This window comes from Streptomyces sp. NPDC050504, from assembly GCF_044458065.1.
Classification (GTDB): Bacteria; Actinomycetota; Actinomycetes; order Streptomycetales; family Streptomycetaceae; genus Streptomyces.
On sequence record NZ_JBITHO010000008.1, the window covers coordinates 144,059 to 164,982 of the forward strand.

Sequence of the window (20,924 nt, forward strand, 5' to 3'; positions counted from 1 at the left end):
ACCCTTGTCTGGTTCTCATGGGGCCAATCCGCTCCGTGACGCCGCAGACCGACGGCTCCCGCGCATCGCGGGGCCGTCGGGCCTGGTGATCTTCGGTGTCACGGGCGATTTGTCCCGTAAAAAGCTGATGCCCGCCGTCTACGACCTCGCCAACCGGGGTCTGCTCCCGCCGGGCTTCTCGCTCATCGGCTTCGCCCGCCGCGAGTGGCAGGACGAGGATTTCGCCCAGGTGGTGCACGACGCCGTCAAGGCGCACTCGCGCACCCCCTTCCGCGAGGAGGTCTGGCAGCAGCTCATCCAGGGGATGCGCTTCGTCCAGGGCGACTTCGACGACGACGACGCCTTCGAGCAGCTCAAGGCCACGATCCAGGAGCTGGACAAGGCACAGGGCACGGGCGGCAACTTCGCCTTCTACCTCTCCGTGCCGCCGAAGTTCTTCCCCAAGGTCGTCCAGCAGCTCAAGAAGCACGGGCTGGCCGACCAGAAGGAGGGCTCCTGGCGCCGCGCGGTCATCGAGAAGCCGTTCGGCCACGACCTGGTGTCGGCCAAGGAGCTCAACGAGGTCGTCCACGAGGTCTTCCCGCCCAACGAGGTCTTCCGGATCGACCACTACCTGGGCAAGGAGACCGTCCAGAACATCCTGGCGCTCCGCTTCGCCAACACCCTCTTCGAGCCGCTCTGGAACCGGTCGTACGTCGACCACATCCAGATCACCATGGCCGAGGACATCGGCATCGGCGGCCGCGCCGGGTACTACGACGGCATCGGCGCCGCCCGTGACGTCATCCAGAACCACCTCCTCCAGCTCCTCGCGCTGACCGCGATGGAGGAGCCCGCGGCCTTCGACGCGGACGCGCTCGCGGCCGAGAAGGTCAAGGTGCTCGGCGCCGTCAAGATCCCCAAGGATCTCGGCAAGGACACCGTGCGCGCGCAGTACGCGGCGGGCTGGCAGGGCGGCGAGAAGGCCGTCGGCTACCTCCAGGAAGACGGCATCGACCCGCAGTCGAAGACCGACACGTACGCCGCGATCAAGCTGGAGATCGACAACCGCCGCTGGGCCGGCGTGCCGTTCTACCTGCGCACCGGCAAGCGCCTCGGCCGCCGCGTCACCGAGATCGCGGTCGTCTTCCAGCGCGCCCCGCACTCCCCCTTCGACCGCACGGCGACCGAGGAACTGGGGCAGAACGCCCTGGTCATCCGGGTCCAGCCGGACGAGGGCGTGACGCTGCGGTTCGGCTCCAAGGTGCCGGGCACCTCCATGGAGGTCCGGGACGTGTCGATGGACTTCGCGTACGGCGAGTCCTTCACCGAGTCCAGCCCCGAGGCGTACGAACGGCTGATCCTCGACGTCCTGCTCGGCGACTCGAACCTCTTCCCGCGCGTCGAGGAGGTCGAGCTGTCCTGGAAGATCCTCGACCCGATCGAGCAGTACTGGGACGAGCACGGCAAGCCCGCGCAGTACCCGTCCGGCACCTGGGGCCCGGTCGAGGCGGACGAGATGCTCGCACGAGACGGACGGAGCTGGCGCAGGCCATGAAGACCGACCTGACGGACACCACGTCCAGCAAGATCAACAAGGCGCTCGTGCTCGGCCGCCGCGCCATCGGCACGCCCGCCATCGGCATGGTGATGACCCTGGTCATCGTCACCGACGAGGAGAACGCCTACGACGCGCTCAAGGCGGCCAACGAGGCGTCCCGCGAGCACCCCTCGCGCACCCTCGTGGTCATCAAGCGCGTCTCGCGCTCCCCGCGCGACCGCACCAAGTCGCGGCTCGACGCCGAGGTCCGCCTGGGCGCGGACGCGTCCACCGGCGAAACGGTTGTGCTGCGGCTGTACGGCGAGGTCATCAACCACGCCCAGTCGGTGGTCCTGCCGCTGCTGCTGCCCGACGCCCCCGTGGTCGTCTGGTGGCCGGTGAACTCGCCGGTCAACCCGTCCAAGGACCCGCTGGGCGCGCTCGCCCAGCGCCGCGTCACGGACACATACGCCGCCGAGCAGCCCATCCACGAGCTCCAGGCGCGCGCCGAGCACTACGCCCCGGGCGACACGGACCTGTCCTGGTCCCGCATCACCCCGTGGCGCTCGATGCTCGCCGCCGCGCTCGACCAGGTCAGCTGCGAGGTCACCGCGGTCGAGGTGGAGGGCGAGGAGTTCAACCCGAGCTGCGAGCTGCTGGCCATGTGGCTGGCCGACCGCCTCGGCGTCCCGGTCAAGCGCACGCTCTCGGCCGGCCCCGGCCTGACCGCCGTGCGCATGGAGACCACCTGCGGCCCGATCGTCCTGGACCGCGCCGACGGCTCGCTGGCGACGCTCTCCATCCAGGGGCAGCCCGACCGTGCCGTGGCGCTCAAGCGCCGCGAGACGGCCGAGCTGATCGCGGAGGAGCTGCGGCGGCTCGACCCGGACGACACCTACGCGTCGGCGCTGCGCTTCGGCGTGGACCGGCTGGGCGAGCCCGTGGCCCCTGTGGCGCAGAAGACCGCGCCGGAGGCCCAGGAGGCCAAGGGCGAGGACGGGGCGAAGGAGGACGGCGGTGCCAAGCCGGCCGCCTCCGCCAAGAAGGCCGCCCCCGCGAAGAAGGCGGCCGCGAAGTGAGTACGGCTCCGCAGCTCGTCGTCCACCGCGACAAGGAGCTGATGGCGCAGGCCGCGGCGGCCCGGCTGATCACGAAGGTGGTGGACGCCCAGGCCGCGCGCGGCTCCGCGTCCGTCGTCCTGACCGGGGGCCGCAACGGCAACGGCCTGCTGGCCGCACTCGCCGCGGCCCCCGCGCGGGACGCGATCGACTGGGGCCGTCTGGACCTGTGGTGGGGCGACGAGCGGTTCCTGCCCGCCGGGGACCCGGAGCGCAACGACACCCAGGCGTACGAGGCGCTGCTCTCCTCGGTGCCGCTCGACCCGAAGCGGGTGCACTCCATGCCCGCGGCGGGCGGCGAGTGGGGCAGCGACGCGGACGCGGCCGCCGCGGCGTACGCGCGGGAGCTGGCCGCCGCCGCGGGTCCCGAGGACCACGGCGCGGTGCCCACCTTCGACGTGCTGATGCTGGGCGTCGGGCCCGACACGCACGTGGCGTCGCTCTTCCCCGAGCTGCCCGCGGTGCGCGAGACCGAGCGGACGGTGGTCGGGGTGCGCGGCGCGCCCAAGCCGCCGCCGACCCGGATCTCGCTCACGCTGCCCGCGATCCGCGCCGCCCGCGAGGTCTGGCTGCTCGCGGCGGGCGAGGACAAGGCGAAGGCCGCGGCCATCGCGCTGTCCGGCGCGGGCGAGATCCAGGCTCCGGCCGCCGGTGCGTACGGGCGGTCCCGCACGCTGTGGCTGCTGGACGCGGCGGCGGCCTCGCAGCTGCCGCGCGGCCTGTACCCGCCCGCTTCGCCCTGACCGCTCGGTCCGTACGACGAGGGGCCCGGTCCACCCCACGGTGGGCCGGGCCCCTCGCCGTCCCCGCCTACCTCTCCAGGAACGGCTCCAGCAGGCCGGGCACCGCGTCCGCCGCGAACTCCAGGCCCTCGCCTTCGGCCACGTCGTACACCGCGTACGCCCCCGATCCCGCCGCCGTCGTCGCGGTCACCGTCAGCAGGCCCGCCCGCCGCTGGAAGACCGACTGCTTGACCGTCCAGCCGATGACCCCGCCCCGCTGGAGCGCGACGGTCGTACGCCGTACGCTCCCCGAGCGCGCGACCAGGTAGCCGCCGCTCACCGCGTGCCCCAGGGCCCGGTAGGCGTCCCGCGCCAGCGCCGCGGCGACCGGCAGGCCCACCAGCGCCACGCCCCCCGCCACGTACAGCAGCACGGGCGTCAGCAACGCGCCGAGCACCGCCAGGACGAGCACCGGGACCAGCACCGCCCCCAGTGCCCGGCGCAGCCGTCGCCCGCGCGCCGCGGGCGGGTGCGCCACCAGGGGCGCACCGGTCGGCGGCGCGTCCTCGCGCAGCACCTGGGCCGCGACCCGGTCCGCCAGCTCGCGCGGCGCGGCCGGCAGCAGCGTCTTGTGGTCGCCGCCCTTCTCCTCGTCGCCGCCACCGGCCAGGCCCGTGGCGACGGCGTCCACCCGGGCCGCCCCGGCGAGCCGCACGCCGAGCGGCTCGACCAGCTCGACGCCGCGCAGCCTGGCCTCCTCGAGCGAGACCGAGCGCGAGGTGAACAGTCCGCGCCGCACCCGCAGCGTGCCGCCCGGCTCGCGTTCGAGGCGGTAGTTCCACCACATCTCGACCCAGAGGCCGAGCGCCCCCACCAGGCCCGCGACCAGGGCCGCGGCGACGAGCGTGACGATCATCCCGACGACCGAGAAGTCCTCGAAGCGGTCGCCGACCCAGTCGATGACCTGCCGCTGGGCCCCGAACCACTCGCTGACCTGCATCACCGCACCGGCCGCCGCGCCGCCGAGCAGCGGCGCGACGAAGGACAGCGGGGCGTAACGGATCCAGCGCGGGTCCAGGGAGGCCAGCTCGCCGTCCCGGTGCCCCGCGGGGGCGTGCGCGCGGGCCAGCAGCGCCGTGCGCAGCCGCTCGCCCTCCGCGCGGGCGACGGACTTGAGCTCCAGCGCGGACTCGCCCGACCCGGCGTTCTCCCCGGTGCCGATCCGGACGTTGACCAGGCCGAGGACGCGCAGCAGCGGGTTGGCGGTGAGGTCGACGGTGCGGATCCGCTCGCGGGGCAGCGAGCGGCGCTTGAGCAGGACGAGGCCGGTGTGGAGTTCGACGCGCTCGGCGCCGACGCGGTAGCGGGTGCGGTTCCAGCGGACGTACTCGACGCCCGCCGCCGCCAGCACCACCAGGGCGGCGCCGGTGAGCAGCAGGGCGATCGCGACGGCGTACCGGGGACCGCGGCCGAACCAGGCCCCGCCGGAGAGCCCGATGAGGACCGGCAGGCAGATGCCGCCCAGCACGCTCGCGGTGAGCGCGGCGGTGACCAGCACGGTGCGCCGGTCGAGCCGCAGCCACGGGGCCGCGCCGGGGAGCGGGTCCCGGGCCGCGGCCTTCGGGGCTCCGCCCCGCTCGGCGGGCCGCTCCCCGGGCGTCGTCACGTCGCGTCCCCCGGCGTGGCCCGGGTGATCTCGGTGAGGCGGCCCGCCAGCTCGGCCGCCGTCTCGTGGTCCAGGCCCGCGAGGCGGATAGCGCCCCGGGACGAGGCGGTGGTGACCGTCACCGTCGCCAGCCCGTACGCCTGCTCCAGCGGGCCGCGCACGGTGTCGACGGTCTGGATCCGGGACATCGGCGCGATCCGCCACTCCCGCAGGAAGAACCCGGTCAGGACGTACACCGCCTCGTCCGTGACCTCCCAGCGGTGCACGCGGTACCACCAGCGCGGCAGGAGGGCGGCGCAGGCCAGGCCCACCGCGGCCAGGGCCGCGGCGGGCAGCAGCAGCCACGTCCGCGCGGGCTCGATGAGCGCGCCGAGCACCGCGAGGACCACCACGGGCGGCGCCGTGACGAGCAGCCACTGCGTGCGCCACCAGCCGACCGCCCGCCGGTCCAGGCTGTTGCGCGGTGGCCTGAGCCGTATCCCCTCCTGCCCCACGGGATCAACGCCCCCGCAGCTCGCGGTACTTGGCGACCAGTCCGGCGGTGGAGCCGTCCAGCTCCTCGCCCCCCGCTCCCCCGGTGAGCACCGGCTCGATCTTCTTGGCGAGCACCTTGCCGAGCTCCACGCCCCACTGGTCGAAGGAGTCGATGTTCCAGACGGCGCCCTGGACGAACACCTTGTGCTCGTAGAGCGCGATCAGCTGTCCGAGCACGGACGGGGTGAGCGCGTCCGCGAGGACGGTGGTGGTCGGGTGGTTGCCCTGGAACGTCTTGTGCGGCACCAGTTCCTCGGGGACGCCCTCGGCCCGCACCTCGTCCGGGGTCTTGCCGAAGGCCAGTGCCTGGGTCTGCGCGAAGAAGTTGGCCATCAGCAGGTCGTGCTGGGCGACCAGGCCGGGACGGAGGTCCTCGACGGGCCGGGCGAAGCCGATGAAGTCCGCCGGGATCACCTTCGTGCCCTGGTGGATCAACTGGTAGTAGGCGTGCTGCCCGTTGGTGCCCGGCGTGCCCCAGACCACCGGGCCCGTCTGCCAGTCGACGGGGTCGCCCGCGCGGTCCACGGACTTGCCGTTGGACTCCATGTCGAGCTGCTGGAGGTAGGCGGTGAACTTGGAGAGGTAGTGCGAGTACGGCAGCACGGCGTGCGACTGCGCGTCGAAGAACGCGCCGTACCAGACGCCGAGCAGGCCCAGCAGCAGCGGCGCGTTCTCCTCGGGGGGCGCCGTGCGGAAGTGCTCGTCGACCAGGTGGAAGCCGTCGAGCATCTCGCGGAAGCGGTCGGGTCCGATGGCGATCATCAGCGAGAGGCCGATCGCCGAGTCGTAGGAGTACCGTCCGCCGACCCAGTCCCAGAACTCGAACATGTTGGCCGTGTCGATGCCGAAGTCGGCGACCTTCTCGGCGTTGGTCGACAGCGCCACGAAGTGCTTCGCCACTGCCTCCTGACCGGCCCTCATCCCGGTCAGAAGCCAATCGCGCGCGGAGGTGGCGTTGGTGATGGTCTCGATGGTGGTGAAGGTCTTGGACGCGATGACGAACAGCGTCTCGGCCGGGTCCAGGTCCCGCACCGCCTCGTGCAGGTCGGCCCCGTCGACGTTGGACACGAAGCGGACGGTGAGCTCGCGGTCGGTGAAGGACCTGAGCGCCTCGTACGCCATGGCGGGGCCCAGGTCGGAGCCGCCGATGCCGACGTTCACCACGTTCTTGATGGGCCTGCCGGTGTGGCCGGTCCACTCGCCCGACCTGACCCGGGCGGCGAAGGAGGCCATCTTGTCGAGCACCGCGTGCACCCCGGGCACCACGTTCTCGCCGTCCACCTCGACCACCGCGTCGCGCGGGGCGCGCAGCGCGGTGTGCAGCACGGCCCGGTCCTCGGTGGTGTTGATCTTCTCGCCGCGGAACATCGCGTCCCGCAGCCCCGCGACCCCGGTCGCCGCGGCCAGGTCCCTGAGCAGCCGCAGCGTCTCGTCGGTGACCAGGTGCTTGGAATAGTCGAGATAGAGGTCACCGACCCGCAGGGCGTATTCGGTGCCGCGCGCCGGGTCGGTGGCGAACAGCTCCCGCAGATGCGTCTGCCCCAGCTGCTCCCGGTGCTTGGCCAGAGCGGTCCACTCCGGCAACTGATTGAGCCTGGTGCGGCCTTCTGCGTTCATCTCGGACATCAGCCCACTTCTTCTCGTACGTGCGTACCTGCGCGGTACTTGCGTACCCGCGTGCGTAACCCCGCTGCGTTCCCCAACCTAATTGATCTGGGGTATCAGCGACGCGACGGCGAGCGCGAACAGGCCCGCCGCCAGCAGGGCGGGTGTGTTCGGTCCCCAGGCGGCGGCAGCGGCCCCGCCGAGCAGTGCGCCGAACGGGGCGCCCGCGACCCCCAGGGTGCGGAACGCGGAGCTGATCCGGCCCAGCATCCCGTCCGGGGACCGCTCCTGCGTCAGCGTCACCTGGTTGACGTTCCACACCATCCCCATCAGTCCGAACACCGCCATGGCCGCGATCGTTACCCACAGCTCGCGGACCGATCCGAGCACCACGAGCGCCGCCAGCTGTACGGCACCCGCCAGGAGCACGCCGCGCACCCGGCCGGTGCGGCGGGCCAGGCGCGCGGCGATCAGTCCGCCCGCCATGCTGCCCGCGGCGTAGCCGGTGACGGCCGCGGCGTAGCCGACGTCGCCGCCGTCGAGCCAGTCCGTCACGTGCAGGACCAGGGTCGCGATCAGGGCGCCCATGCCGATGTTGCACAGCGTCGTGGCGACGCAGAGACCGCGCAGCACGCGGTCGCGCCACAGCGCGCGCAGCCCTTGTGCCATCTCGCCGCGCAGGGTGCTGCCAGGCGGGCGGGGCGGCTTGTCGGGCGTGTCGGCGCGCAGCGAGACGACGAGCAGCGCGGCGAGCAGGTAGGTGCCGGCGTCGGCGGCGTACGGGACGGCCGTCCCGGCCATCAGGAGCACGGGCACCAGGGGCGCGGCGAGGAAGCCGCCCGCGATCTGTTGGCCCGTCATGAGGCGCGCGTTGGCGCTGCCCAGGGCCGCGGGCGGCACGAGGGAGGGCAGCAGGGCGGTGGCGGCGTTGTCGAAGAGGGTCTGGAGGGCGGTGAGCAGGAAGGCGAGCGCGAGGAGGAGGGCGATGGAGGCGTGCCCGAGGGCGACGGCGGCGGCGAAGGCGGCCATCAGCACGGCGCGGACGACGTCCACCGCCCACATGGCGCGGCGCTGGTCGACGCGGTCGGCGAGCGCCCCGCCGAGGAGGCCGAAGAGCAGCCAGGGGAGGTAGCCGCAGGCCGTGACGGAGGCGATGAGGAGGGGGTCGGTGGTGAGGGACGCGGCGAGCAGGGGCATGGCCGCGGTGCGCAGGGAGTCGCCGAACTTGGAGACGACGGCGGCGGTCCACAGGCGCCCGAAGCCGCCGCGCCACGCGGGCGCGGTGCGCCCGTCCCCGACCGCGCCCGCCCGTTGTGCCGTCGTCACGCCGCCCCCTGGTGCCACCCGGATCCCCCTGACCCCGAGCACGGTAGCCCCCACCGCTGACAACGCCCCCGAAGCGGGGAGCGGGCCCGGCCCCGGACACAACGAAAGGGCCCCGCTCGCGAATGAGGCTCGCGGGCAAGGCCCTTGGAAATCACGTTACTTCAGAAGGCGCGGCGCCTCAGATCTCGCCGCGCAGCTTCGCCAGCGCCTCCGCCAGGATCGCCTCGCCGTCGGCGTCGCTGCGCCGCTCCCTGACGTACGCGAGGTGCGTCTTGTACGGCTCGGTGCGCGGCGGGTCCGGTGGGTTGTCGCGGTCCTGGCCAGCCGGGAACCCGCAGCGCGGGCAGTCCCAGGTGTCGGGAACCTGTGCGTCACTTGCGAAGCTCGGCTGCGTCTCGTGCCCGTTCGAGCACCAGAAGGAGATGCGGAGGCGCGGCGCGGACTCGCCCCGCTCGGCCTCCCCCATCGGCCCCGCTCCGACCCGGCTTCCCCGGATCGCGTTGCCACTTGCCACGGTCGTAACTCCCTGCGTGATGGTGCTCGAGGATGCCCCAGTCTACGTAAGGCCCAACGCGCGTCCAGTGATTGGAGTTACACCCGCTCACCGGACGCGGAGGAACGGCTGGTCACGCGGAAGCTCAGTTGTCGAGCTTCAGCAGCAGACCGAGTACGACAATGCACGCGAACCACAGCAGACCGATCACCACGGTGATCCGGTCGAGGTTGCGCTCGGCGACCGAGGAGCCGCCGACGGACGACTGCATACCGCCACCGAACATGTCGGAGAGGCCGCCGCCCTTCCCCTTGTGCATCAGCACCAGCATCATCAGCAGCAGGCTGAAGACGATCAGGGCAATAGAGAACCCGACAATCACGGCTGGACCAACTTCCTCGGAACTTTATGGACAGCGGGGCCGGGTGGTCAGCCACCCGGCCCCGCAAGGGTACGACGGATCCGCCCTACCGCATACTCACTGGTCGCGGAAGCGAACGATCTTGACGAACTCGTCGGAGTCGAGCGAGGCACCGCCCACCAGCGCGCCGTCGATGTCCGGCTTCGCCATGATCTCGGCGACGTTCCCGGACTTCACGGAGCCGCCGTACTGGATGCGGACCTTGTCGGCGACGTCCTGCGAGTACAGCTCGGCGAGCTTGCCGCGGATCGCCGCGCAGACCTCCTGCGCGTCGTCCGCGCCGCAGACCTTGCCGGTGCCGATCGCCCACACGGGCTCGTAGGCGATGACGATCGTCTCGGCCTGCTCGGCGGGCACGTCCTTGAGGCCGCCCTCGACCTGGGCCAGCGTGTGGGGAACCGCGTTGCCCGCCTCGCGGACCTCCAGCTCCTCGCCGACGCAGAGGATCGGGGTGATGCCGTGCTTGTACGCGGCCTTCACCTTGGCGTTGCAGATCTCGTCGTTCTCGCCGTGGTACTGGCGGCGCTCGCTGTGGCCGACGGCCACGTAGGCGCACTTCAGCTTCGCGAGCATGAGGCCGGAGATCTCGCCGGTGTACGCGCCCGAGTCGTGCGCCGAGATGTCCTGGGCGCCGAACTTGATCTTGAGCTTGTCGCCGTCGACCAGGGTCTGCACGGAACGCAGGTCGGTGAAGGGCGGCAGGACCGCGACCTCGACCGCGTCGTAGTCCTTGTCGGCGAGGGCGAAGGCGAGCTTCTGGACGTGCGCGATGGCCTCGAGGTGGTTGAGGTTCATCTTCCAGTTGCCCGCCATCAGCGGGGTACGGGTGGTCATTGAGGTCAGTCCTCCAGTGCGGCGAGGCCGGGAAGCGTCTTGCCTTCGAGGTATTCGAGGCTCGCGCCGCCGCCGGTCGAAATGTGGCCGAATGCCTTCTCGTCGAAGCCCAGGATCCGCACGGCGGCGGCGGAGTCGCCACCGCCGACCACGGAGAAGGCCGCGGAGTCGACGAGCGCCTGGGCGACGGCCCTGGTGCCCTCGGCGTAGTCGGGGTGCTCGAAGACGCCCATCGGGCCGTTCCAGAAGACGGTGGCCGCGTCGGCGAGCTTCGATGCGTACAGCTTGCGGGTCTCGGGGCCGATGTCCAGGCCCTCCTGGTCCGCGGGGATGGCGTCGGCCGCGACCGTGGTCGGGTCGGCCGGTGCCTTGGTCTTGAGGTCGGGGAACTCCGGGGCGACCAGTACGTCGACGGGGAGGACGAACTCCACGCCCTTCTCCTCGCCCCGCGCGAGGTAGTCGAGCACGGCGGGGATCTGGTCCTCCTGGAGCAGCGAGATGCCGACCTCGTGGCCCTGGGCCTTGAGGAAGGTGTACGCCATGCCGCCGCCGATCAGGATGCGGTCGGCCCTCTCCAGGAGGTGGTCGATGACGCCGAGCTTGTCGGAGACCTTGGCGCCGCCGAGCACGACGGCGTAGGGGCGCTCGACCTCCTCGGTGAGCTTCTTCAGGACGCCGACCTCGGTGGCGATGAGGTAGCCGGCGTAGTGCGGCAGGCGCGCCGGGAGGTCGAAGACCGAGGCGTGCTTGCGGTGCACGGCGCCGAAGCCGTCGCCCACGTAGACGTCGGCGAGCGCGGCCAGCTCGTCGGCGAAGGCGCCGCGCTCGGCGTCGTCCTTGGCGGTCTCGCCCGCGTTGAAGCGGAGGTTCTCGACGACGGCCACCTGTCCGTCGGTCAGGCCCGCGACCGCGGCCTTGGCGGACTCGCCGACCGTGTCGGTCGCGAACGCCACGTCGGTGCCGAGCAGCTCGCCCAGGCGCGCGGCGGCGGGCGCCAGCGAGAAGGCCGGGTCCGGGGCGCCCTTGGGGCGGCCGAGGTGCGAGGCGACGACCACGCGGGCACCGGCGGCGGTGAGCGCCTTGACGGTGGGGAGCACGGCGCGGATGCGGCCGTCGTCGGTGATGGCGGTGCCGTCGAGCGGCACGTTGAGGTCGGCGCGGACGAAGACCCGCTTGCCGGCGACCCCTTCGGCGAGAAGTTCGTCGATCGTCTTCATTGCTTGCTGCAACTCCTAGGAAGCGTCACACACGTGCACCGGGGCTCGGACAGCGCCGCGTCGCGCTGTCCGAGCCCCGGTGTTCACATCGAGGTGCCTGTGCCTGTCCTCGTGCCGGTCAGGCTCAGAGCTGGCCGCCGACGAAGACGGTCAGGTCGACGAGACGGTTGGAGTAGCCCCACTCGTTGTCGTACCAGCCCAGGATCTTAACGGTCTTGCCCTCCTGGACCATCGTCAGGGAGGAGTCGAAGGTGCAGGACGCCGGGTCGCTGACGATGTCCGAGGAGACGATCGGGTCCTCGGTGTAGTACAGGATGCCCTTGAGCTCGCCGTCCGCGGCCTTCTTGAACGCGGCGTTGACCTCGTCCTTGGTGACCTCGCGCTCCAGCTCGACGACCAGGTCGGTGGCGGAGCCGGTGGGGACCGGGACGCGCATCGCGATGCCGTCGAGCTTGCCCTTGAGCTGCGGCAGGACCAGGGCGGTGGCCTTGGCGGCGCCGGTCGTCGTCGGGATGATGTTCTCCGCGGCGGCGCGGGCGCGGCGCAGGTCGGAGTGCGGGAAGTCCAGGATGCGCTGGTCGTTGGTGTACGCGTGGACCGTCGTCATCAGGCCCTTGACCAGGCCGAAGTTCTCGTCGAGGACCTTGGCCATCGGCGCCACGCAGTTGGTGGTGCAGGAGGCGTTGGAGATGACGTGGTGGTTGGCCGCGTCGTACTTGTCCTGGTTGACGCCCATCACGATGGTGATGTCCTCGTCCTTGGCCGGAGCCGAGATGAGGACCTTCTTGGCGCCGCCCGCGATGTGCTTCTCGGCGTCGGCCTTCTTGGTGAAGATGCCGGTCGACTCGATGACGATGTCGACGCCCAGCTCGCCCCACGGGATGTCGGTGGGGTTGCGCTCGGAGAGCACCTTGATGGTGTGGCCGTCGACCGTGATGGTGTCGGCGGTGTGGCTGACCTCGGCCTTGAGACGGCCCAGGATCGTGTCGTACTTGAGCAGGTGGGCAGTGGTCGCGGTGTCACCCAGGTCGTTGACAGCCACGATCTCGATGTCGGCACCCTGCTCCAGGAGCGCGCGGAAGTAGTTACGACCGATACGGCCAAAGCCGTTGATGCCTACGCGGATCGTCACGAACCGATCTCCTCGTTGGTACGCCGGTCCCGTGAGCGCCGGCGAAGTTTTGATTTTTGGGATGTCCCCGACCGTCTTCGACCCTACCTCTACGGAGCCCGGTAGGTGACATCGAACGGGGCCGGACACGGCAGAGCGGTCCGTACCCGCCAGTAGGGTACGAACCGCCGTGCCTTAGGTCCCGCCGGTCAGTGACGAAGGGCCCGCAGCGCCCGGCCGATCACCGCCTTGCGGTCGGCGGCGGACGCCACGTGCTCCAGGCCGAAGCCCAGCAGCACGCTGTCGCGCGTGGTGACGCCCGCGCCGGAGTGGAAGAGCGCGGCCGAGCGCGCCCAGTCGCCGATGTTGCCGGGGCTGCCCGCCGGAGGTCCGGGGACGGTCCAGGCGCCCAGCGAGGTCTCGAAGCCCTCGCTCTGCGTGGTGGCGCCGGTGACCAGCCTCGTGTCGTCGACGAAGGCGCCCATCTCGCCGGTGCCGCCGTCGGAGACGTAGCTGATGGACAGCTCGACCTGCTTGCCCGCGTAGGCGGCGAGGTCGAAGGCGACCTGGCGCCAGCCGTTGGACGGTCCGGTGAAGGCGTTCCAGGCGCCGGTGGTGCCGGTCGGCGCGCAGGCCTCCTGGCCGACGGTGAGGTAGTGGCTCAGGAAGGGGTGGCCCCGGACGTAGAAGCCCTCCTCGCACTGGACGGGGACGGTGGTGGAGGTGCCGCCGTTGGTGTCGGGCAGCGTGGTCCAGTCGTCCTGGCCGACGGTGTGCGCCTCGACGACCACGTTGTCGTAGCCGGGCTCGGTGTCGTAGCTGAGCTGGAACTGCAGGCTCGGCTTGACGGCGGCGGGCACGGAGGTCAGGTCGACGGTGCGCGACAGCCGCATCCAGGCGTCGTCCTGGTGCCCGGCCGCCGCGAAGTAGCTGCCCTCGGCGGGCTCGAACGGGGTGCGCAGACCCGGATAGTCGCCCGCGGTGGCGCTCTTGAACTGCGGGAACTCGTCCGGCTTCAGCGTGTCGGAGGTGACGGTGTACGCGCCCGCGTTGTCCAGCGGGTTGTCCGGCGCGTCGGCGAGGCCCGCCGTCGTGCCGTCGAACGCGCCCGCGCCCTGGAAGGTCTTCGGGGACTTCAGCCCCGCGCGGTGGTACGCGCCGAGGTAGTACTGGCCGAAGTCGTTGGAGAGCGTGCCGCGCCCGAGGTCGACCAGGCCGCCCGCCTCCTCACCGGTGTTGATCAGCTTGCCGCCCTCGTTGAGGTAGGCGCGCGCGGCGAGCAGGGTGGCGATGGCGGGGCGCTTGCCGCCCGTGTACCAGACGACGTTCTCGAAGTGGCCGAGCACGCCGAGCGCGTGCGGGGTGCCCTGGGTGGCGACGTCCCAGACCGCGCTGCGCCGCTTGTTGTCGGCGAGCGCCTTGGTGTAGAGGCCCGCGTGCCGGGCCGCGGCGCCCTCGTCGGCGACGACGAGCGTGTCGCCCGCGGGCCGGTCGGCGACGGTGTACGTGAACGGGGTGCTGGTGGTCGCCCTCCCGTCGCGGGTGCGGCCGGTGTACCAGACCTCGACCTTGTCGCCGGGCTCCGCGCCCCGGACCTTCGCGCGGTACTCGTCGAAGTAGATGTTGTCCTCGCCGCCGAAGGTCTCGCCGCCCTTCCAGGGCCGCAGCGCCTGGCCGTGCGTACGGCCGCCGTTGACCCGGTACTTCAGCTCCTTGTTCCGCACGGACTTGCGGGCGACGACGGAGACCTCCTGGTCGGCGCCGCGCGCGTAGGAGGTGGCGAAGGCGTTCGGGTTGAAGTCGGGGGCCGCCTGGCCGGTCACGGAGACCGGCTCGTCGGGGTGGGCCGAGGTCTCGGCGACGGCCAGCGCGAACGGGACGTTCTTGGCGAACTCCTGCTGGATCAGCTTCTCGGAGTCCGGGAAGTTGAAGACCGAGCCGCAGTCGGCCGGATCCCACTCGTCGTTCGGGTCGACGCGGGACGCGGTGGCGCAGGTGGACATCTCGGGGGTGAACATCTGCATGCCGTTGACGTTCGCCGCGTGCCCGTCGGCCTCGCCGTTGGTGGTGTACAGCTCGGACGAGACCTGCGGACGGTAGCCGGGGACCGCGGACTTGGCCGGGGTGCCGGCGAGGGACTTGAGGACGACGTCGTCCGGGGTGTCCGTGGCGACCTGCCAGCCGACCCCGTACAGGATCAGCTGCGCGGCGGAGTGGTAGTTGATGCCGAACTGGAAGCCGATGCGCTTCTGGAAGCGGTCGACGGCCGTGGTCTCGGGCTCGGACATGGCGCTCGGGCCGCGGTAGGTCTCGTCCGCCGGGTCGGGGGACGAACCCTCGTTGTCGTAGCCCCACTTGTAGGAGAAGTTGCGGTTGAGGTCGACGCCGTCGCCCGGGGTCGTCTTCCCGTCGCCGTTGTTGTCGCGGAGGTTCTTGCGCCACTGCCGGTCGCCGCCGGCGGAGTGCGTGTAGTCGTAGCCGTCGGGGTTGGCCGAGAGCACGAACCACAGCTCGGTGGTGTCGACGATCTTCGTGATGCGCGGGTCCTTGCCGTAGCCCGCGAGGTAGTGGTGGAGCAGCCGCCGGTTCATCTCCGGGGTGATCCACTCGCGGGCGTGCTGGTTGGACATGTAGAGCGTGGCGGGCTTGGTGCCGTCCTTGGACTTCTTCGCGCCCTTGGAGAGCTTGAGGGCGAGGATGTCCTGGCCCTTGACGGTCTTGCCGAGGGAGACGACCTTGGTGAGGGACGGGTTGGCCTGCGCCGTCGCCAGGATCTCCTGCTTGAGTCCGTTCGGGCCGCCGTACGGGCGGAAGACGCCGTCGCCCGCGGCCTTCACCCGGGCCCGCGCCCCGGCGGAGAGCTTGTGCTCGGAGATCTCGATGCCCTGGCCGCGCAGTTCGCGGGCCTGGTCCGCGGTGAGGTACAGCTCGACGGTCGCGGTCCCCTTCGCCGGGACCTGCTCGCTCAGTTCGTGGCTGTCGGCGCCCGACTCCAGGAGCACCGGCAGCTGTTCCTTGGTGACCTTCGCGTGCCAGACCGAGAGTCCGTCGCCCCCGCCGCCCCCCTGGTCGGCTTCGGCGGCCGGTGCCACCGCGAGCCCCGCCATGAGCAGCGAAGCCGCGGCGAGCATCGCTCGCGCTCTGTGTCTCATGAGCCCCCCTTGCAGATGCCTGTCTCAAAAAAGGACAGTCGACAGGCTCACGACGCCTCATGATCATGTCAATAGAACGGGCGAGTACACCGACGAGGTACGGCCATCTCTACGCATCCCTACGCATCCGTCTACGCGTGAGCCGCTGCCGATGCCCTCCGGGGGGCGTCGGCAGCGGCTCGTCACGCCGCGCGCTACGGCGCGAATCAGCCGACCAGGCTGTCGTCCAGCTCGTCGGCCTCGGAGAGGTTGGACTCCGTGCCGGGGATGCCCAGGTCCTGGGCCCGCTTGTCGGCCATGGCCAGCAGGCGGCGGATGCGGCCGGCGACCGCGTCCTTGGTGAGCGGCGGGTCGGCGAGCGCGCCCAGCTCCTCCAGCGACGCCTGCTTGTGCTCCATGCGCAGCCGTCCCGCGGCCGCCAGGTGCTCGGGCACCTCCTCGCCCAGGATCTCCAGGGCGCGCTGCACCCGGGCTCCGGCGGCGACGGCGGCGCGCGCCGAGCGGCGCAGGTTGGCGTCGTCGAAGTTGGCCAGGCGGTTGGCGGTGGCCCGGACCTCGCGGCGCATCCGCCGCTCCTCCCAGGCCAGCACCGACTCGTGCGCGCCGAGCCGGGTCAGCAGGGCGCCGATCGCGTCGCCGTCCCGCACCACCACCCGGTCCACGCCCCGCACCTCGCGGGCCTTGGCCGCGATGGAGAGCCTGCGGGCGGCGCCGACCAGCGCCAGCGCGGCCTCGGGCCCCGGGCAGGTGACCTCCAGGGAGGAGGAGCGGCCGGGCTCGGTCAGCGAGCCGTGCGCCAGGAACGCCCCGCGCCAGGCGGCCTCGGCGTCGCAGGTGGCCCCCGAGACCACCTGCGGCGGAAGCCCGCGGATGGGACGGCCGCGGCCGTCGACCAGACCGGTCTGGCGGGCCAGCTGGTCGCCGCCCGCCACCACCCGTACGACGTAACGGCTGCCGCGCCGCAGGCCGCCGGGGGCCATCACCACCAGGTCGGAGGAGTGGCCGAAGATCTCCAGGATGTCCTTGCGCAGCCGGCGCGCCGCGATGCCGGTGTCCAGCTCGGCCTCGATCACGATGCGGCCGCTCACCAGGTGCAGCCCGCCCGCGAACCGGAGAATCGCCGAGACCTCGGCCTTCCTGCAACAGGTCCGGGTGACTGGCAGGCGGGAGATCTCATCCTTCACCGCGGGCGTCATCGCCATGGGCCGATCCTTCCATGCATCCGAAAAATACGGTCGTACGCGGCGGCCAACAGCTCCGTATCGTGCTTCGGGGAGCCGTCGGTCCTGGCCACCGGGGCCAGCTCGACCGCGGCACCGAGGCGTTTGGCAGCATCGGACAGGGACTCGCGGTCGGGCACGGCGGCCTCGTCGGCCAGCACCACGTCCAGGGCGAGTTTAGGGGCGTGTCGTCCCAAAACCTCCAAATGACGCTGCGGAGAGAAGCCATCGGTTTCGCCGGGCTGCGGCGCGAGGTTCAACGAGAGGACCCGCCTGGCCTTGGTCTCGCACAGCGCGTCCAGCAGCTCGGGCACCAGCAGGTGCGGGATCACCGAGGAGAACCAGGAGCCGGGGCCGAGCACCACCCAGTCCGCGTCCAGCACCGCGGCGACCGCCTCGGGCACGGCGGGCGGGTCGTGCGGCACCAGGTGCACCGACTGCACCTCGCCGGGCGTGAGCGCGACCGTCGCCTGGCCGCGCACCGTGTCGACGTCGTCGGGGCGCTCCGGGTCGTGGCCCTTGACCAGCGCCTGGAGCTCCAGCGGCACCGCCGACATGGGCAGGACGCGGCCCTGCGCGCCGAGCAGCTTGCCGACCAGGTCCAGCGCCTGCACGTGGTCGCCCAGCTGCTCCCACAGGGCGACGATCAGCAGGTTGCCCACCGCGTGCTCGTGCAGGTCGCCCTTGGACTGGAAGCGGTGCTGGATGACCCGGGCCCAGGTCTGGCCCCAGTCGTCGTCGCCGCACAGCGCGGCGAGCGCCTTGCGCAGGTCGCCCGGCGGCAGCACGCCCAGCTCCTCGCGCAGCCTGCCGCTTGAGCCGCCGTCGTCGGCGACGGTGACGACGGCCGTGAGGTCGCCGGTGATCCGGCGCAGCGCGGCGAGCGACGCGGACAGGCCCATGCCGCCGCCGAGGGCGACGACCTTGGGCTGCGCGCCGCGCTTGCGGCCCGTGCGGAGCACGGGACCGCTCGTGCGCCGTCTGTACACCTTCACTCGCGCCCCATGTCCCTGTGTACGACGACCGTCTCGACGCCTTCGGAGGAGAGCCGCGCGGCCAGCTTCTCGGACATGGCCACGGAGCGGTGCTTGCCGCCGGTGCAGCCGACCGCGATGGTGACGTACCGCTTGCCCTCGCGGCGGTAGCCCGTCGCGATCAGCTGGAGCAGCTCGGTGTACTGGTTGAGGAACTCCTTGGCGCCGGGCTGGTCGAAGACGTAGCCCGACACCTCCTCGTTGAGGCCGGTGTACGGACGCAGCTCGGGCACCCAGTGCGGGTTCGGCAGGAAGCGGCAGTCGACGACCAGGTCGGCGTCGACCGGCAGGCCGTACTTGTAGCCGAAGGACATGACGGTGGCGCGCAGCCCCGGCTCCTCGTCGCCCGCGAACTGCGCGTCCATCTTGGCGCGCAGCTCGTGCACGTTGAGGCTGGAGGTGTCGATCACCAGGTCGGCGTCGCCGCGCAGCTCGCGCAGCAGGTCGCGCTCGGCGGCGATGCCGTCGACGATGCGGCCGTCGCCCTGGAGCGGGTGCGGGCGGCGCACCGACTCGAAGCGGCGGACCAGCGCGTCGTCGGACGACTCCAGGAAGACGATGCGGCGGGTGACGTGCTTGGTCTCCAGGTCGGCCAGCGACTCGCGGAGGTTGTCGAAGAAGCGGCGGCCGCGGACGTCGACGACGACGGCGATGCGGGCGACGTTGCCCTGGGAGCGGGCGCCGAGCTCCACCATCGTGGGGATCAGCGCGGGCGGCAGGTTGTCGACGACGAACCAGCCGAGGTCCTCCAGGCACTTGGCGGCGGTGCTGCGCCCGGCGCCGGACATCCCGGAGATGATCACGAGTTCGGGGATGGCCGCCTCGGCCGCTTCGCCCGCCTCGATCGTGCCCGTACTCACGTGTGCCGCTCCGTTTCCCGCGTTCTCACTGGTCATGTCGTACTGCCCCCGTCGTCCTCTTCGATGATCTCTCCTGTGGCCGTGTTCACGGCCGGTGCGGCGGGGGCGGCCGCGGCGAGGGCCGCCGCCACCGTCTCGGCCGTCTTGCGGCCTATCCCCGGCACCTCGCAGATCTGGTCGATTGTCGCCTGCTTCAGCCGTTTCACCGACCCGAAGTGTTTGATCAACGCCTGCTTGCGGGTCTCCCCCAGACCCGGCACCGCGTCCAGCGGCCCCGATTTCAGGCGCTTGGCGCGCTTGACCCGCTGGTAGGTGATGGCGAAGCGGTGAGCCTCGTCACGTACCCGCTGAAGGAGGTAGAGCCCTTCGCTGGAGCGGGGCAGGACGACGGGGTCGTCGTCGTCCGGCAGCCAGACCTCCTCCAGGCGCTTGGCGAGGCCGCACACGGCGACGTCGTCGATGCCCAGCTCGTCGAGCGCCCGCTTGGCCGCCGCGACCTGCGGCTGGCCGCCGTCCACGACGACGAGCTGCGGCGGATAGGCGAAGCGCTTGGGGCGCCCGTCGTCCTCCGGCTCCGGGACGGCCCCGTCATCGGCCCACTCCCCCGTCTTCTCCTTCTCGGCGAGGTAGCGCTTGAAGCGGCGGCCGATCACCTCGTGCATCGAGCGGACGTCGTCCTGGCCCTCGAAGCCCTTGATCTGGAAGCGGCGGTACTCGCTCTTCCTGGCCAGCCCGTCCTCGAAGACGACCATCGACGCCACGACGTCGTCGCCCTGGAGGTGCGAGATGTCGAAGCACTCGATGCGCAGCGGCGCCGCGTCCAGGCCGAGCGCGGCCGCGATCTCCTCCAGGGCCCGGGAGCGGGTGGTGAGGTCGCTGGCGCGCCTGGTCTTGTGCAGCACGAGGGACTGCTGGGCGTTGCGGTGGACCGTCTCCATCAGGTCCTTCTTGTCGCCGCGCTGCGGGACGCGCAGGCTGACCTGCGAGCCGCGGCGCTCCGCGAGCCACTGCCCGACCGCCTCGGCGTCCTCGGGCAGGGCGGGGACCAGGACCTCCTTGGGGACCGCGTCGCCGCTCTCCTCGCCGTACAGCTGCTGGAGCGCGTGCTCGACCAGGCCCGCCGTGTCGACGTTCTCGACCTTGTCGGTGACCCAGCCGCGCTGGCCGCGCACCCGGCCGCCGCGGACGTGGAAGATCTGTACGGCGGCCTCCAGTTCGTCCTCGGCCAGCGCGACGAGGTCCGCGTCGGTGGCGTCGGCGAGGACCACCGCGCTCTTCTCCATGGCCCGCTTCAGGGCCTCTATGTCGTCGCGCAGCCGCGCGGCCCGCTCGTACTCCATCTCCTCGGCCGCCGCCGTCATGTCCTTCTCCAGACGGCGGATGTACGTGCCCGTGCGACCGGTCATGAAGTCGCAGAAGTCGTCGGCCAGTTCGCGGTGCTCCTCGGGGGTGACGCGGCCGACGCAGGGCGCCGAGCACTTGCCGATGTAGCCGAGCAGGCAGGGGCGGCCGGTGCGGGCGGCGTTCTTGAACACCCCGGCGGAGCAGGTGCGGACGGGGAAGACGCGGAGCATCAGGTCGACGGTCTCGCGGATCGCCCAGGCGTGTCCGTAGGGACCGAAGTACCGCACGCCCTTCTTCTTCGCCCCGCGCATCACCTGCACGCGCGGGAACTCCTCGTTCATCGTCACCGCGAGGTACGGATAGCTCTTGTCGTCGCGGTACTTGACGTTGAAGCGGGGGTCGAACTCCTTGATCCAGGTGTACTCCAGCTGGAGCGCCTCGACCTCGGTGGAGACGACGGTCCACTCGACGGACGCGGCGGTGGTCACCATCGTGCGCGTACGGGGGTGGAGGTTCGCCAGGTCCTGGAAGTACGAGGAGAGGCGCGGGCGCAGGCTCTTCGCCTTGCCCACGTAGATCACCCGGCGGTGCTCGTCACGGAATTTGTAGACCCCCGGCGAGTCGGGGATCTGTCCCGGCTTCGGGCGGTAGCTGGAGGGGTCGGCCATGGCTTCACCCTACTGGCGGGGACCGACAGCGCGGGCGCGGCGGGGCACCCGGCGGGGCGTTCGTACGGGAAGGATCGGTT

17 protein-coding genes are annotated in these 20,924 nt (G+C 71.6%); 3 read left to right on the top strand and 14 right to left on the bottom strand.

What is annotated here, in order from left to right; genetic code table 11:
- The first annotated feature begins 4 nt into the window (after positions 1–4).
- The 3 genes from zwf to pgl are packed head-to-tail and all read left to right on the top strand — an operon-like array spanning position 5 to position 3,380.
- Positions 5–1,537 (top strand): glucose-6-phosphate dehydrogenase, encoded by a 1,533-nt coding sequence (gene zwf, locus ACIBNE_RS28850; protein ID WP_399276588.1) that lies wholly within the window; start codon positions 5–7, stop codon positions 1,535–1,537.
- The gene (gene opcA / locus ACIBNE_RS28855) at positions 1,534–2,598 is read left to right on the top strand and encodes a glucose-6-phosphate dehydrogenase assembly protein OpcA (RefSeq protein ID WP_399276590.1); all 1,065 of its coding nucleotides are present in this window, start codon (positions 1,534–1,536) and stop codon (positions 2,596–2,598) included. The genes zwf and opcA overlap by 4 nt, the downstream gene beginning before the upstream one ends.
- The gene (gene pgl, locus ACIBNE_RS28860; RefSeq protein WP_399276593.1) at positions 2,595–3,380 is read left to right on the top strand and encodes a 6-phosphogluconolactonase; all 786 of its coding nucleotides are present in this window, start codon (positions 2,595–2,597) and stop codon (positions 3,378–3,380) included. The genes opcA and pgl overlap by 4 nt, the downstream gene beginning before the upstream one ends.
- A 67-nt stretch (positions 3,381–3,447) precedes the next feature.
- Here pgl and ACIBNE_RS28865 read toward each other — a convergent pair whose 3' ends face one another.
- From ACIBNE_RS28865 to uvrC, 14 genes are all read right to left on the bottom strand, one after another.
- Positions 3,448–4,938, bottom strand: coding sequence for a PH domain-containing protein (locus ACIBNE_RS28865; protein ID WP_399277157.1), 1,491 nt, complete (start codon positions 4,936–4,938; stop codon positions 3,448–3,450).
- A gap of 83 nt (positions 4,939–5,021) precedes the next feature.
- Positions 5,022–5,519 (bottom strand): PH domain-containing protein, encoded by a 498-nt coding sequence (locus ACIBNE_RS28870; RefSeq protein ID WP_399276595.1) that lies wholly within the window; start codon positions 5,517–5,519, stop codon positions 5,022–5,024.
- A 4-nt stretch (positions 5,520–5,523) separates the two neighbouring features.
- On the bottom strand, positions 5,524–7,176 hold the full coding sequence (gene pgi / locus ACIBNE_RS28875; RefSeq protein WP_399277159.1) for a glucose-6-phosphate isomerase: 1,653 nt from the start codon (positions 7,174–7,176) through the stop codon (positions 5,524–5,526).
- A gap of 87 nt (positions 7,177–7,263) precedes the next feature.
- A complete protein-coding gene (locus tag ACIBNE_RS28880) occupies positions 7,264–8,490 on the bottom strand; it encodes an MFS transporter (protein ID WP_399276597.1) in 1,227 nt (408 codons plus the stop codon).
- A gap of 178 nt (positions 8,491–8,668) precedes the next feature.
- Positions 8,669–9,004 carry an RNA polymerase-binding protein RbpA gene (locus tag ACIBNE_RS28885; protein WP_003957010.1) on the bottom strand — a complete coding sequence of 112 codons (336 nt, stop codon included), beginning with the start codon at positions 9,002–9,004 and terminating at the stop codon, positions 8,669–8,671.
- Positions 9,005–9,128: 124 nt separating this feature from the next.
- The gene (gene secG, locus ACIBNE_RS28890; protein ID WP_399276599.1) at positions 9,129–9,365 is read right to left on the bottom strand and encodes a preprotein translocase subunit SecG; all 237 of its coding nucleotides are present in this window, start codon (positions 9,363–9,365) and stop codon (positions 9,129–9,131) included.
- A 96-nt stretch (positions 9,366–9,461) separates the two neighbouring features.
- On the bottom strand, positions 9,462–10,238 hold the full coding sequence (gene tpiA, locus ACIBNE_RS28895) for a triose-phosphate isomerase (RefSeq protein WP_399276601.1): 777 nt from the start codon (positions 10,236–10,238) through the stop codon (positions 9,462–9,464).
- A 5-nt stretch (positions 10,239–10,243) separates the two neighbouring features.
- Positions 10,244–11,455, bottom strand: coding sequence for a phosphoglycerate kinase (locus tag ACIBNE_RS28900; protein WP_399276604.1), 1,212 nt, complete (start codon positions 11,453–11,455; stop codon positions 10,244–10,246).
- Positions 11,456–11,579: 124 nt separating this feature from the next.
- The gene (gene gap, locus ACIBNE_RS28905; RefSeq protein WP_399276606.1) at positions 11,580–12,587 is read right to left on the bottom strand and encodes a type I glyceraldehyde-3-phosphate dehydrogenase; all 1,008 of its coding nucleotides are present in this window, start codon (positions 12,585–12,587) and stop codon (positions 11,580–11,582) included.
- A 188-nt stretch (positions 12,588–12,775) separates the two neighbouring features.
- On the bottom strand, positions 12,776–15,718 hold the full coding sequence (locus tag ACIBNE_RS28910; RefSeq protein ID WP_399276608.1) for a M14 family zinc carboxypeptidase: 2,943 nt from the start codon (positions 15,716–15,718) through the stop codon (positions 12,776–12,778).
- A 206-nt stretch (positions 15,719–15,924) separates the two neighbouring features.
- On the bottom strand, positions 15,925–16,920 hold the full coding sequence (gene whiA, locus ACIBNE_RS28915) for a DNA-binding protein WhiA (protein ID WP_399276610.1): 996 nt from the start codon (positions 16,918–16,920) through the stop codon (positions 15,925–15,927).
- Positions 16,911–17,933, bottom strand: a complete 1,023-nt coding sequence (gene yvcK / locus ACIBNE_RS28920; RefSeq protein WP_399276612.1) for a uridine diphosphate-N-acetylglucosamine-binding protein YvcK — start codon at positions 17,931–17,933, stop codon at positions 16,911–16,913. Before yvcK ends, whiA begins: the two co-directional genes overlap by 10 nt.
- Positions 17,930–18,868, bottom strand: coding sequence for an RNase adapter RapZ (gene rapZ / locus ACIBNE_RS28925; protein WP_399276614.1), 939 nt, complete (start codon positions 18,866–18,868; stop codon positions 17,930–17,932). Before rapZ ends, yvcK begins: the two co-directional genes overlap by 4 nt.
- Positions 18,865–20,844 carry an excinuclease ABC subunit UvrC gene (gene uvrC, locus ACIBNE_RS28930; protein WP_399276615.1) on the bottom strand — a complete coding sequence of 660 codons (1,980 nt, stop codon included), beginning with the start codon at positions 20,842–20,844 and terminating at the stop codon, positions 18,865–18,867. The genes rapZ and uvrC overlap by 4 nt, the downstream gene beginning before the upstream one ends.
- Positions 20,845–20,924 lie beyond the last annotated feature (80 nt).

What these genes read in the sequence shown, in the direction of transcription:
- opcA (WP_399276590.1), top strand. Translation starts at nt 1,534, where the DNA reads ATGAAGACCGACCTGACGGACACCACGTCCAGCAAGATCAACAAGGCG.
- pgi (WP_399277159.1), bottom strand. Translation starts at nt 7,176, where the DNA reads ATGAACGCAGAAGGCCGCACCAGGCTCAATCAGTTGCCGGAGTGGACC.
- tpiA (WP_399276601.1), bottom strand. Translation starts at nt 10,238, where the DNA reads ATGACCACCCGTACCCCGCTGATGGCGGGCAACTGGAAGATGAACCTC.
- ACIBNE_RS28900 (WP_399276604.1), bottom strand. Translation starts at nt 11,455, where the DNA reads ATGAAGACGATCGACGAACTTCTCGCCGAAGGGGTCGCCGGCAAGCGG.
- ACIBNE_RS28910 (WP_399276608.1), bottom strand. Translation starts at nt 15,718, where the DNA reads ATGAGACACAGAGCGCGAGCGATGCTCGCCGCGGCTTCGCTGCTCATG.
- whiA (WP_399276610.1), bottom strand. Translation starts at nt 16,920, where the DNA reads ATGGCGATGACGCCCGCGGTGAAGGATGAGATCTCCCGCCTGCCAGTC.
- rapZ (WP_399276614.1), bottom strand. Translation starts at nt 18,868, where the DNA reads ATGACCAGTGAGAACGCGGGAAACGGAGCGGCACACGTGAGTACGGGC.
- uvrC (WP_399276615.1), bottom strand. Translation starts at nt 20,844, where the DNA reads ATGGCCGACCCCTCCAGCTACCGCCCGAAGCCGGGACAGATCCCCGAC.